The sequence below is a fragment of the Leptothoe sp. PORK10 BA2 genome (genome assembly GCF_034932105.1).
GTDB lineage: Bacteria > Cyanobacteriota > Cyanobacteriia > Phormidesmidales > Phormidesmidaceae > Leptothoe.
On sequence record NZ_JAYGIG010000126.1, the window covers coordinates 1 to 13,720 of the forward strand.

Here is a 13,720-nt window from a genome sequence, read left to right on the forward strand (position 1 = left end):
TATTGTTGGGACTAGATTGGCGTTCATATTCCAACTCTAGTCCTATTTCCTGCTTGATGCTCTACAACCTCCAACTGACAATACTTCAGCCCCTTTACTGATGGCCGAGGAACACCGGTTACGCCCTTTAACTTTAGAGTTTTGACTCTGGTTAGACCCATCCTACGACTAGGGCTAACCAGAGCTAACTCTGGTTAGCCAAATCGCTGCTGATAGTCGGCTTCGGTCAACACATCCTGAGGATCCTCCACCCGGTCGAGAAAAACTTTGCCCTGCAAATGATCGTGCTCGTGTTGAAAAATACGGGCGATAAAATCCTGAAAATATCGCTGGTGCACTTGGCCATAGCGATCCAGATATGTCACCTCAATTTCACGGTAGCGGGGAACCAGCCCCCGCCGCCCTGGCACACTTAGACACCCCTCCCAACCCCTGACCAGCTCATCGCCGTGGCTAAGGATATGAGGATTAATCATGGCCGTGGGCTCCATGGTGGGAGCCTGGGGGTAACGGGGATTAGGCCGGGACGCCACAATAAACAACTGCTGCTCCACCGCTACTTGAGGAGCCGCAATTCCTACGCCATTTTTAGCCGTCATCGTGGTCAGCAGATCATCAATCAACCTCTGGAGGTGAAGATCTGCTCCAAGATCCATCCCAGGGTCCATCGCCTGGGCCCGCTGCCTCAGCCGCCTATCCCCTAATTCAATCACCGGACGGACATTCCCCATGTGCCTATCGCCGCTGCGCCTGAGGCAACGCCTGGGTCTCCACAGCCAAGCTTACCTGGCGGCCGCCTCGGTCAATCTCGATAGCAATGGTATCTCCCACGCCCACGTCCTGCACAATCTGCTGGACCTGTTCGGCATCGTTGATGGTTTTGCCGTTCATGGATACGATCACATCGCCCACATCCAGGCCCGCCTGGGCCGCTGGAGAGTCCCGTAACACGCCTAAAATGACCACCCCTTCATCGACAGATAGGCGGATATTATTGCGAGAATCTTGATTAATTTGTTGGCGCAGGTCCCCGGTTAATGTGCGCATCTGAATCCCCAGATAAGCGTGATCCACCCGCCCCTTCTCAATCAATTCCTGGGCCAGACGTTGGGCTGAGTTAATCGGAATCGCAAATCCTAAACCCTGGGCTCCACCAATAATGGCCGTATTAATCCCAATCACCTCACCGCGCTCATTCAATAATGGACCACCGGAATTACCAGGATTGATGGCGGCATCGGTTTGAATAAACTGGACCCGTTTATCCGGCACCCGAATCTGGGCACTCGTGCGGCCTGTGGCACTGATAATACCTGCTGTAACTGTGCTGTCCAGCCCCAGGGGGTTGCCAATGGCAATCGCCCATTCCCCTGGGCGCAGCCGTTCTGAATCCCCTAGGGTGACCGTCGGTAGTCCTTGGGCTTCCACTTTAATGACTGCCACATCGGTCAGGGGGTCTTCTCCCACCACGTCCCCTACAAACTCACGGCCATCCTTGAGGGTCACCGTCACCCGATCGGCCCCTTCCACCACATGGGCGTTGGTCCAAATGAGGCCATCGGCCTTGACCACAAACCCAGATCCCTGGCCGCGCTCTACCCGAGTAGACGGCTGTTCCCCCTGGGTGCCAAAAAATTCTTGAAAGAACGGATCACTAAACACACTGGGCCGCTGGGCCACCGTTCGGGATGAATCAATCCGGACCACCGCTGGACCCACCTGCTCGGCCACCGCAGCAATAAAGCTGCGATCCGTTAGCAAACGTCCAGTTCCCGTCTCAGGCGAGGATTGTGCCGTGGTCGGCACTAGATGAGCCGTGGTCAGTACCGCTGCCGTCGTACTGCATACGGCAATAAAGCCATAGGTCACTAATGACTTAACAAACCGAACTGTAGAAGGGCTTAGATTAGACATGAATTGAGTGATGGATCATGGAAGGGAACATTAGACCTTGTCCATGTCCAGACCAGTCGTTTTGCCGTAGGAACAACGACTAGATGCAGACTGGGACATAATGGAAACCGCTTTCCCAAAGATTACGGCGTCTAATAAATTCAACTTTTATTGTAATTTGCTGACAGAAACTCGAGCTGTCCGGAGAGCCACTTGTTGCGATCGCACAATCTTCAGAGCACCTAAAGTTGCCTGCCAATACTCCAGTACCCGACCAATTCCAACCATCCCTGGAAAGGCTCAAGCCATCAGAACCGATCAAACATTAGCAAAACCTTGCCTGGAGAAGGAGAGCACATCCTTTAAAGATAGCGACATCCAAACTAAATTTTTGTATGTGTGCTTTCTGGATATGTGAGCAACAACAGGTTAGTGTATTAGAACTAAGTAGTTTCCAACATTCTAAGCAGTTATACCTACGTATTTACACAGTCTCAAGTCTAGTATGGGCAGTTAACCAAGCCAGATAATTAGGGCAAACAGCCTGATTTACCGTCCGCTTTTAGTTTAGGGGTGCATCCCTAGCCCCTGTTGATCTAGCCGTAATTTCATCCTAGAGTAGGCAAAACCACAAATTACAATCGTTGCGTTAGACCATCCTAAAAACGGTTCCATACACCGATGCAGTTTTCGACTGTAATCGAGTCTCCAGCAACTATTCAGTTGCACCTAAACGTTGAAGTCATGGCGAACTGCCCAAGGCATTGCTCTCGCTCAACCACCGAGCGAACTTTAGCTTGAGATCCCTAAGAAAAGTTCATCCTACCCAAAAATCATGACTACTCAAAGGCGAGTAGTCACACCTATTGAGGTAGATGTCATTGCCCTGTCCAACAGTCAATCCTGGACAGGGCAATGTGTCAATCGTTAGCGCAGAGTGTGCTCACCTTTAGTCGGAGGGTTAGTTGTGGACAAAGTAGAAGGTCTTTGGAATGAAGTGCTCGAGAAACTTCAGGACCAACTCAGCGGCCCTACATTTGAAACGTGGATTAAGCCCACCAGGGTGCAAACCCTAGCCGATAAAACACTCACAATTTCCACCCCCAATCCCTTCGCCCGCAATTGGGTTCAGAAACACTACATCCAAGTGATTTCCGACGTGGCCCAGGAACTGCTGGGCCACGACATTAATGTGGTTGTCACCGTTAGTGAAAATACGGATGGGGACACGGATCGATCCGCCGAAGCCGTTGCTTGGCCGCCCTCCCAAGTGGCAGAACGGAACCATAACGGTAAATCCAGCACCCCCGACCTCAACCCTAAGGCCGTTTTTTCCCGCTTCGTAGTCGGGGCCAATAACCGCATGGCCCATGCCGCCGCATTAGCCGTAGCTGAGTCCCCAGGTCGGGAATTTAACCCTTTATTTCTGTGTGGCGGTGTTGGTCTGGGTAAAACCCATCTGATGCAATCCATCGGGCACTATCGTCTGGATATCGATACCAGCGCCCGCATTGCCTACGTTTCCACCGAACAATTTACCAACGACCTGATCACCGCTATCCGCCGCGATAGTATGCAGCGCTTTCGGGAGCAGTATCGCGCTGTGGACATTATCTTGGTAGACGATATTCAGTTTATTGAAGGCAAGGAGTATACCCAAGAGGAATTCTTCCACACGTTCAATACACTCCATGAAGCAGGCAAACAGATCGTCTTAGCCTCTGACCGTCCCCCAAATAAAATTCCTAGGCTGCAAGAAAGGCTCTGCTCAAGGTTTTCCATGGGACTGATTGCCGATATTCAATCCCCGGACTTTGAAACCCGCATGGCTATTCTGCAAAAGAAAGCTGAATACGAAAATGTGACCCTCAGCCGAGATGTCACGGAATATATTGCAGCAGGCTACACCTCTAACATTCGAGAATTGGAGGGGGCTCTGATTCGAGCGATTGCCTATACATCCATCTCCGGTCTACCCATGACCATCGAAAACCTCAAACCCGTCCTCGACGCACCGGCAGGCAGAATAGATGCATCCCCCAAATCGGTCCTAGATATTATTTCCGAGACCTTTAATGTGCCGATTGACGATCTCAAGAGCAACTCCCGCCGCCGAGAAATCAGCCAGGCTCGGCAAATCGGCATGTATCTACTGAGGCAGCATACAGACCTGAGCCTGCCCAAAATTGGTGAAGTCTTTGGCGGCAAGGACCATACGACGGTGCTGTATAGCTGTGACAAAATCGCCCAGATGGTCAAAAAGGATCTGAATATGGCCCAGACCATTCGCGAACTTAGCGATCGCATCACCATCAGCAATCAATAACGCCCCTTCAGCTTTGTCACCCCAAGAAACCCAAATAGGGACAATCTAAATCCAGATCGTCCCCACTTTTTCTGTGGAAAACAGTACTGCAGAACTATAAACATTAGACCTACTTGCGCTTGAACCCATTGAAAATATTAAGTTTCATGCTACACACCACGTCTATTTCCCTGGGGAAAACCCTATTTTTTCTGTGGAAAAGTTGGGGATTAGCTGGGGAGAATAAAACGCCTAGTGGGGAAAACGATTGGCGCCCTGGGAGCCTTGGGGAAAACGTTCTGATCTATCCACAGGTTTTCCCCAAGGCTAAAAAGAATCAACCCCTGGCAAGTCAAGACTATAATCGGCTTTTCCACAGTTTCCCCAGCCCCTACTACTACTATTGTTTAAATCTAATAAAGAGTTAGATCTAGAGTCTAGACAAGCAAAACTTGTTCAAAATAAAGCCTTTCCATCCTTCTTGCAGGGTGTTACGATTGGCCAGCATTCTTGAGATTGATATGTCAGCCATAAAGTTCGTGTGTTCCCAAGGTGATCTCAACACGCACCTTTCCATCGTTAGTCGGGCCGTTCCTTCGAGACCCAATAAGCCCGTGCTAGCTAATATTCTGGTTAATGTGGATGAGGACACACAACGCATAACTCTGACCAGTTTTGATGAAACCCTGGGGATTCAAACCAGTTTCTCTGCCCATGTGGATACTGGGGGGATACTAACAGTCCCAGCCAAACTATTGGGGGATATCGTGGCTAAACTGCCGCCGGAAGACCTAGATTTTGTTCAATCAGAAACTGAACCGGTGATCACCCTAACCTGTTCCGCTGGAGAATATCGGGTTCGGGGGATGGATGCAACCGATTATCCCAACCTACCGCTGGTGGAAGATGGCCAGGTGGCCAGTGTTTCGGCCGAATCCATTTTAGAAGGCCTGCGGGGGGCCTTGTTTGCTACCAGTTCCGATGAAACCAAGCAAGTTTTGACGGGTGTGCATGTGATTGCAGAACCCGAAAATCTAGAGTTTGCGGCGACAGACGGGCATCGCCTGGCTGTGGTCCAAAGTGTGGATGACTCCGGTATGGACCTGTCCATCGACGTGACCGTACCTGGGAAAGCACTGCGAGAATTGGAGCGCATGCTCCAGGCTTATCAGGGTACAGAACCGGTTGCCTTGAGGTTTGATCCGACCCAAGTGGTATTTGAACTAGGCCATCAGCGGATTACAACCCGACTTTTAGAAGGCCAGTATCCCAACTACCGTCAGCTGATTCCTCGCAAGTTTGAGCGTCAGCTAACCATCGATCGCAAGCAACTCATGGCGGCGTTAGAGCGGATTGGTGTCTTGGCCGATCAGCGCAATAACATTGTTAAGCTTTCCATCTCAAGTACGGACCAGACCCTGGCGCTGTCTGTCGAAGCCCAGGAAGTCGGAAGTGGCCGAGAAGAAATGTCTGCCCAGGTCACGGGGGACGATCTCGACATTGCCTTTAATGTGCGTTATCTGCTAGAAGGTCTGCGGGCCTTGCCCAGCTCTGAAATTCAGCTGCAATGTAACTCGGCCACCAGTCCAGCTATTTTGACCCCTGTGAGTGGATTGCAGATGACCTATCTGGTCATGCCTGTGCAAATCCGCAGTTAAGCATAGGCCCTTAGCATCGGCTGTAAATACATACAGATCAGTTAATCGTTCATTGCCAGTTCTATTACCAAAGAAACTTAATCGATCATCAAAAATCCAATAAAGTTCAATTTAGTACGTGCATTAGGACGCATAATAGGGCAATCTAGTATATGCAAGCTAACTTAGCAAGGTACTAGATATGGAATTAGCGATGGCCGCAATTGTTTTTGGCACCGTATTTGTCTTATTTAGTCGGGATGTATTAAATGGTTAGGGGTACAAACTAGAATAAGTTACAGAAAATTCTACAGACAGTGCTTGTGCTTTCAAACTATCTTCCAGACCGTTAGTTGCCATCGGGCAAAACGACCTTTCGGGAGTTGAACAAGGTTTATATTGACCGATTTATATTTATTAGCGCCTGATTTATTAGTTTCTGTTTAGTCAGCTGTCCCAAAGAACTCAATCCGATAATCTGTAATCTTAAGGCCGGTAAGTTGTTCTACTTCTTGAATGACGGCGTCGGGTAGTTTGATATCAATATCAATTATTTTCTGAGTCTCCAAACAGTTGACATGGCTGTGGGAGCTATTGAGGTGACCATAGAGACGGCCATCGGAACGCTCAATACATTCGATAATGCCCTGTTCAAACAGTGCTTCCAGGTTTTGGTAAACCGAGGTATGGCCGATCTTTTTTTCCCGATGATTGAGTTCGTCATAAATTTCGCGGGCGGATAAATGCTCCTGCACATCCCATAGCAGCTCTAGTATGTAGCGGCGCTGACGACTCAGTCGCATACCCAACGATTGACAGCGCTCAATGGCGTCTGTCAAAGATGAAATTGGCGAGGATGGAGTTTGCATGATATTGACATTGCCAGCCGACATCAAACTCACTCTAGCTTGCTTTTTTTATTGTTGTCTATCGCCAACGGCAAACTGACTCTTGCGGTCTTCAGGCGTTAACTGTGAATTTGGCTAGTATCGCTGCCAGGGGCAACCTTGGCCTGAGAGCTGTCTTCAGCCTGAGGGGGACTTGCCTGGGATGAAACCTCAGCTACACCAGGGACAACAACCTTGGCCTGGGAACTGTCTTCAGCCTGAGGGGGGCTTGCCTGCTGAGGGGGGCTTACCTGGGACGACACCTCAGCTACACTAAACCCTACGGGATCTATGGTCGGGGCAGGGAACAGAGCTGGGTCCTGCTTTGTTCGGGGTGGTTCGTCTGCCTGGAGGGGCGTCGGGGCGGGCGGTGGAGCCAAAGGAGCTAGCGCTAATGCTGGAGTTTGTAAGCTGTCTGCCGGGGCATCGCCGGTGGTTTCCCGTTGTGCCAGGTAATGGTCAAAGGCTTGGGTAATGGCCTGGTAGCGTCTATTTTGGTCCCGTTGAATACTGGGTAAGGTATTCCCTAGGCCAGGGGCATTCCAGCGCTGGGTGTCAGGATCCATATAGGCATAGGTGCGGGCCCAGACGATGGCGTCGTCATTGTTCAGTCCTTTTTGTCTAGCTTGGGCGAGGCGGTCGATATAGCCGCCCCTTTCTAGGGCAGCCCTGGGGGACTGATTGGCTAAATCTAAACCGTTTAAAACTTCTCCTAGGGACATGGACAAGTCTGCTTGTTTGGCTTGTTGTTCAAGACTTTTACCCTGCTTTTGTAGGCGCTTGAGCTGTTTAGTGTCGGCTTCCTCGGGGGAGGAGGCACCATGTTGGTAGGAAAATGTGCCCATATTCCAAACACCATTGCCGGGGTCCGTGTGACCCTGGTAGGCGGGGGTGGGTTGACCACTAGGGGTACGGGTGCCTTCGGCACTGCCAATCACCCTGGCAACTAAAGAGTTAGAACCGCCTTCGTAGATCCACTGGGGTATGGCAGGTTGTTGCTCTCCGGCGGCTTGGGACGGTTGGATGGTCTTGGCGATGGTTGACTGGGAGGGAGAGTTAAAACTGAGGCCAATGGCCTCCTGCGCGCGCCCTGATGGGGACTGGTTTGGAGTGAGTACTCGCGTGGTGGGCAGGGCCTCCATGGGTGGAGGTGTCAAGATCCGAGTCGAGGCGATGACGTTCTGGGGTAATGGTGTTTTGGTTGAGGTTTGGTTGGTGGGAGGATTACTTGCTTCTGGGGGAATGGGTAGTGCTTGATAGGTTGGAAGTCCTGGACTAGCTGCAGCAACATTGAGGGGCGCAATGGGTGGATGCTCTAGGGTGGCCTTATTTGTGGTAACTGAAGGCTTGGGAGAAGGGCTGTCTAGGTCAAAGTTCACCCCCATGGCCTGGGCCGGCCGATCACCCAGGGCGCTGACCAATAGGGACAAGGCAAATAGATGATGGAGCTTAAAACGTGGCATGGCAGTCAAGGGTTCCAACAGGGGTGAACTAATTAATTGAGGTTTTGTCTGCGGGTATTTTTGGGGATTTCACTTGTTCACGCTCATTCTGTTCAGGTTCTGTTTTGTCTGAACCAGGGTGTTTAGAAATCGCCCTCTCTAGGACACCAGTTGAGGGTTCCACAATGATCCAAGTGCCATCGGGTTGGCGGCGCAAGGTGGCGAATTGGATCTGTTTGCCGTTGCCCATTTTTTGTCCGGCTTTGACCGGGCCAAATTTTGGCCGTTGCAGACCGCAAAACCGAAAGAGGTAGGCTGGCACTTCTGGGGTGGAATAGATCACACATTGTTCGATTGTGCTGGGCTCTACTTTGCCTGGAAATGGAACCCGTAGGGATTGGTGCTTAAGCTGAATAGAAATATCGCCTAAGCTGCCCACCACCAGGTGCTCGCCGATCTGATCACCCGGTTCTAATTCCCACTGTTGTTGAATATTGATGGCCCGCTGGGGTGGGATATCTGGGGTTTGGCAACTGCTTAATGCTAGTCCCCCTAACAATATCCATAATTTAGCCTGAGGCCAATTTAACAACCTACTCAAAACTGAAACGGTAGCCTGCATACTCGTCATTTTCATAGAGAATTACAAGGGTAGTGTCTGGATCAAAGGCCAGGGGATAGGCTTCTCTTTCGGCGTCAACACCGGATCGGATTTTTAGGGTGGGTAGCTGGCAGTAGGGCTCACTGACAACCTGACGCACCCGTGTTTTGGCATCTCGTTCTGGAATGGTGAGGAGTGTGGCTAGCTGTTCGCGGGAAAGTTGGGCTTCATTGCTAACAACTGTCTTGCAATCGGATTGTTGACCTAAGGTGGTTGGAGAGGAAAAAACTGTTGTGAGACTGTCGAAATCAACCAGCAGTGCTGCTAAGATCATAGTTAGGCTGGCGGCCACTAAGGGTTTTGTTCCTAAACGATGGGACTGGGGGCGATGGGGAATATTTTGTTGAAAAACCATGGAAAGACCTCTTTATATTGAGAATAGTGAGATTGTGCAGGACTGAAATTGGACGGGACTGAGACTGGACTCGGTGGAAACAACTTGAATAATGAATTCTGTTGAACTGCGGTTATGAAAATGTATAGAAGCTCTGATATCCAGTTGGGGGAATGCTTGGGTGTGATTAGGAAAAACGGCCACCGATGAGGAGACCGAGGATGATCACTAGGGTGCGATATCCTAATACGGGATTGGGACGGACACTAAAGATGGCTTGGTAGAGGCTGATGATCAGGCCGGCGATGAGCATCAATGCGACCGGTGTCCATAGGGCTGGATAAAACTGAAACACCTGGTTGAGAATGATTCGGACAATCGCTGCTCCGATACACCAAATTGAAGCATCGAGCAGGGTGAAGCGCTGGGAGCGGGGGGAGCGGGCCCTGGGCGGCGGTAGATAATGATTGAACCATTGTTGAATAGCTCGGATTGCCAGCTGGTAGAAGTGGCCAAGATCTTCGAGGAAGCCTCCTGGGGTTGGTCCGTCATAGGGACTCTCATCTAAGCCCAGGATCTCCCTTTGGGGATGATCAATGCCGGGCTTGAATAGCTGCGATCGCAACCTCAATTTTTCAGCATTCGACGTGGCGTCATTCTCGGCCTGATGAAAATTCACCGGGTAATAGGCCAAGCTTAAATAACCCTCGTTATTCTTTTGAATAGTGGGAATTTGTAGGGTGTTGCAGGTGGCTAAAAAGTGGGCAATGTGATCAATTTGTGGGGATGTGCCGGGCTGGATTTGTTGTGTCAGACGGTCGCCCTGGGCCTTTAGACGATATAGCGCTTGCTGTTGTTGCTGGGCTAGTTGCTCAACGTTAGCCAGGGCGATATCAAACTGTTGCAAACTCGGACTAGATAGATTGGCTGGAGCCATGGCTAGACCTAGAGACTGGGGAGAACTAGAGCGCTGTCTCAGGGTTTCAATAGCCGTTGTCACCTGGGCCAAGTTGGGGGAGGGAACAGACCGCGACTGTCCCCAAGGGGCTGCTATGGTCTCCGGAGGAGCAGCCTTAAGGGTTTGAAGCTTCTGCCGAATAGTCTGAAGTTCCATATCTAAATCGCTCATGGTACGGCAAAGGGGAGAACGGATAGAACATATGATCTATTATTAATACAAATGTACCATATGTATAGTGAAAATGATCAGCTTTTTGCTTGATTTTGGGCCTAAATTTCTAGACTTTGGGCCGGAGGGTTGGGTCTGGGGCTGTTGATCCAAATGATCTATGTTGATCTAGGGGCATTGGGGATCTACGGGATCTAACGGGATCTATTTGATTGGATGGATTTGATCCCGTGCATGGCAAAGTCTTGTTCAATGGGCAAAGATACCCACACGTCGTCTATTGTTGGCGGATACATTTACCATGCTCGAATTTATTACTTTGCCCGATGCCCTACCTCCGGTGGCTCCCTACTCCCATGCGGTGAGGGCTGGGGATTTTATATTTGTGACGGGGCAGTTAGCTGAAGATCCTAGCTCTGGAGAGGTGCTGAAGCTGGATATTGCAGCTCAAATGCGTCAGGTGATGGATAACCTGCAACGGGTGCTGACCCATGCTGGGACCCGGTTTGAAAATGTTGTTATGGTGCGCATTTTTGTCACGGACTTTCGGTACTACGAAGTTGTTAATCAGATTTATGCTTCCTATTTTGATCAGACTCGTCTCCCTAGTCGAACTACGGTGGGGATCACCGCATTAGCTGGGTATGGAGATGTTGAAATTGATCTGATTGTTTATTGTGGTGACTAGTCCTAGCCCCCCTACGGAGACCGCAATCATTTCGCCGGTGACTGGTGCGGGCCCTCTCCGGAGACCTCAGTCATTTCACTGAGGGAGTGCCACAGTTGCTGGACCTTCTGGGTATAGTTGCTGAAGATGGCCTGGGATGTTGTGATGTCAGTGACTAAGGAAAGATTTATGGATGGTTCTGTCAAGATGATTGCCCGTAATCTGGGACAGCGATTTTTGGCGGTCATGGGCTTTTCTCTACTGCTGGCTAGCCCCTTGGCGGCGGCTCCCATGTCTATCGACCAAACGGAGATCTGTGACGTTTTGGTGGTTGGGGGTGGTTTGGCCGGGGTGGCTACTGCCTATGAAAGTTTGCATGCTGGTCGCACGGTCTGTCTGACGGAGATGACCGATTGGTTGGGGGGGCAGCTCACATCCCAGGGAACTACGGCCCTTGATGAGGCTAGAATGCAGCGCCAGCTAGGGTTTTATGCGGCGGGTTATAAGGAACTGCGCCAGCGGGTCTTGGATCATTATGGTCGCCAAAATCCAGGGGACTGTTGGGTGAGTGCCGTTTGCTTTTTACCTGCCGATGCTCACGCAATTTTGGTGGACATGCTGAAGGATGCGGCCCGTGAAGGGAAGGGACAGCTGAAGTGGTTTCCGTCAACGGTGGTGAAAGAGCTGGAGGTGGAGGGGGCGATGATTGGGGGTGCGATCGCAATCCAACACATCCCCGCCCCTGGTACCCCACCCCTTAACACCGAGCCCCTCTCCGCATTTTTAGCCGATGCCTATGGCTATGAAGACTCGGAACGTCTGAGCAAACGGATCATTCGCTTTGAGCCCAGGGGCCATGCTGGTCCGGCAGACTGGTATGTGGTGGAAGCCACGGAAACCGGCGAAGTGATTGCCCTGGCTGGTGTTCCCTATCGCTTAGGATTAGATCCCAAGTCCTATCTCAATCCGTCTTCGCCAGCTCTGACGGGGGACCCCTACTGCACCCAGGGCTTCACCTACACCTTTGCCATGGAGCGTACCGAGTCGCCCCAATCGGCTGAGAAACCGCCCTATTACGACACCTATGCCCCCTACTTTAGTTTTGAGCGGCAGCGGGATAACACTAACTACATCGATTTTGTTTTCACCTACCGCCGTTTGCTGGCTCCAGGGAAGCGACCTGAAAAACGCATCTTTGGAGTGAGCGACATTAAGCCCGGCGATATCTCCATGCAAAACTGGACCTGGGGGAATGACTACCGACCTGGTACCGTCGTGGATAACCTGATTTATTCCCATGACCAGTTAGAGACCACGGGACAGCTAGAGCCAGGGGGTTGGCTTGGCGGTTTGCGGATAGATACCCTGCGGCGGGGGGAAGAAAATGCTCTGAGCTATTACTACTGGTTAATCGCGGGGTTGACGGATTCTCAGTTGGGGTATGGGGTCAAAGATGTGGATCTGCGCCATCGGTTCTTAACCGGGTTTGATTCCCCCATGAATACGGCCCATGGCCTTTCCAAACATCCCTACATTCGTGAGGCGCGTCGGATTGTGGGTCGACCAGCCTATGGTCATCCCGAAGGATTTATGATCAACGAAATTGATATTTCTCGGGTGGATTACAGCGATGAGTACTATCAAACCCAGCTCCCCGGCAATATGTATCTGTCCCTGCGCCGGGCCCTAGCGGGTTTAGAAACCACCGCTGCCATTGACTCAAACCAGAATGCAGCCGATATTCCCCGCCGGACTCGGTCCACCATTTTTCCCGATTCCGTCGGCATTGCCCAGTATGCCATCGACTTTCACCCCTGTATGGAGCAGTCCCCCCCGGAGCTGCCTGGCAATACTGAGCGGGCCGGCATCCGCCGGGCCCATGGCCAGAGCTATCCCGGTCAGATTCCTCTTCGGGCGATGATTCCCCAGGATATCGATAACCTGCTGGTCGCCAGCAAAAGCATTGCCACCAGTACGATTGCGGCGGCGGCCTATCGCGTCCATTCCTTTGAATGGTCCACGGGGATTGCCGCGGGAGCAACCATTGACTACGCCCTAGAGCATCAGCTGTTGCCCTATAGTTTGGTGGATGATCTACCGAGGGCTGAGCCTGGCTTATTAGAGTTGCAGCAGCGGATTCAAAAACGCGGCAACCCGACAGCCTTCCCGGACACGTCCATTTTTAATTTGGACTGGGAAGACTGGCGGGTTTGGTAATGGGAAAAACGGTGTGAGGGAAAACTCACACCGTTTTTCTTAAGCAGCGTGGCTGCTGAGGATTTGGGCTAGATCGGGAACGGCGGCTTCTACGTCGTTCTTGACCGACTTACGGAGTTTTTTATAGGTGGCGCTAACTACGCCATTATTGGTGTTGGCGATGCGGGCATCGGTCACACTGAGGATGCTATCGGCGGTGCGCTCGCTATGGTCGCTGAGGAACTGGACCGGGTCGCCCGTTGCTGTGCCTTCTTGCCACATGGGCTCTAGGGCTTTACAGGCATCTGGTAGTAGCCGCTCAATAGCTCCAGGAATATAGCCAGCCCCAACACCTTTGATCACCCCATAGGCGGTTTTCATGGCCATACCAGATAGTCCCCCCTTGGCGGCTACCTGTTTATCAATTAACTTGGCGCAGTCAGCAGCAATATTAGCTCGTACTGCCTGGTCTTGAATTTTTTCGCTCAGTCCCATAAGACATCACCTAAAGAATCAAATAAGTGTTACTAATTCATAAAGAATTTTCATTACTATTATTGTTCCGGTTC

The 13,720-nt window shown here is 51.2% G+C and carries 12 protein-coding genes; 4 read left to right on the top strand and 8 right to left on the bottom strand.

Annotation, left to right across the window (positions count from 1 at the left end; genetic code table 11):
• Positions 1–194: 194 nt before the first annotated feature.
• Together def and VB741_RS19975 are read right to left on the bottom strand one after the other, a co-directional pair.
• Positions 195–731, bottom strand: a complete 537-nt coding sequence (gene def, locus VB741_RS19970) for a peptide deformylase (protein ID WP_323366962.1) — start codon at positions 729–731, stop codon at positions 195–197.
• Positions 732–735: 4 nt separating this feature from the next.
• Positions 736–1,914 carry an HhoA/HhoB/HtrA family serine endopeptidase gene (locus VB741_RS19975; protein WP_323366963.1) on the bottom strand — a complete coding sequence of 393 codons (1,179 nt, stop codon included), beginning with the start codon at positions 1,912–1,914 and terminating at the stop codon, positions 736–738.
• A 946-nt stretch (positions 1,915–2,860) separates the two neighbouring features.
• Between VB741_RS19975 and dnaA the strand changes: the two genes are divergently transcribed.
• Entirely contained in the window at positions 2,861–4,219 is a 1,359-nt protein-coding gene (gene dnaA, locus VB741_RS19980; protein WP_323366964.1) for a chromosomal replication initiator protein DnaA, read from the top strand.
• 509 nt (positions 4,220–4,728) lie between these two features.
• The gene (gene dnaN / locus VB741_RS19985; protein WP_442786406.1) at positions 4,729–5,856 is read left to right on the top strand and encodes a DNA polymerase III subunit beta; all 1,128 of its coding nucleotides are present in this window, start codon (positions 4,729–4,731) and stop codon (positions 5,854–5,856) included.
• Between the two features lie 422 nt (positions 5,857–6,278).
• On the opposite strand, the gene VB741_RS19990 is transcribed toward dnaN, so the two are convergent.
• The 5 genes from VB741_RS19990 to VB741_RS20010 form a co-directional block, all read right to left on the bottom strand.
• On the bottom strand, positions 6,279–6,704 hold the full coding sequence (locus VB741_RS19990) for a Fur family transcriptional regulator (protein ID WP_323366966.1): 426 nt from the start codon (positions 6,702–6,704) through the stop codon (positions 6,279–6,281).
• 98 nt (positions 6,705–6,802) lie between these two features.
• A complete protein-coding gene (locus VB741_RS19995; RefSeq protein ID WP_323366967.1) occupies positions 6,803–8,185 on the bottom strand; it encodes a hypothetical protein in 1,383 nt (460 codons plus the stop codon).
• A gap of 28 nt (positions 8,186–8,213) precedes the next feature.
• Complete coding sequence (locus tag VB741_RS20000) at positions 8,214–8,801, bottom strand: hypothetical protein (protein WP_323366968.1); 588 nt, start codon at positions 8,799–8,801, stop codon at positions 8,214–8,216.
• A complete protein-coding gene (locus VB741_RS20005; RefSeq protein ID WP_323366969.1) occupies positions 8,758–9,180 on the bottom strand; it encodes a hypothetical protein in 423 nt (140 codons plus the stop codon). The genes VB741_RS20000 and VB741_RS20005 overlap by 44 nt, the downstream gene beginning before the upstream one ends.
• Before the next feature lie 166 nt (positions 9,181–9,346).
• Positions 9,347–10,288, bottom strand: a complete 942-nt coding sequence (locus VB741_RS20010) for a hypothetical protein (protein WP_323366970.1) — start codon at positions 10,286–10,288, stop codon at positions 9,347–9,349.
• A gap of 301 nt (positions 10,289–10,589) precedes the next feature.
• Between VB741_RS20010 and VB741_RS20015 the strand changes: the two genes are divergently transcribed.
• The gene (locus VB741_RS20015) at positions 10,590–10,976 is read left to right on the top strand and encodes a RidA family protein (RefSeq protein WP_323366971.1); all 387 of its coding nucleotides are present in this window, start codon (positions 10,590–10,592) and stop codon (positions 10,974–10,976) included.
• Positions 10,977–11,201: 225 nt separating this feature from the next.
• Entirely contained in the window at positions 11,202–13,172 is a 1,971-nt protein-coding gene (locus VB741_RS20020) for an FAD-dependent oxidoreductase (protein WP_442786407.1), read from the top strand.
• A gap of 39 nt (positions 13,173–13,211) precedes the next feature.
• Here VB741_RS20020 and VB741_RS20025 read toward each other — a convergent pair whose 3' ends face one another.
• Entirely contained in the window at positions 13,212–13,646 is a 435-nt protein-coding gene (locus VB741_RS20025; RefSeq protein ID WP_323366973.1) for a DUF6918 family protein, read from the bottom strand.
• Between the last annotated feature and the right edge of the window lie 74 nt (positions 13,647–13,720).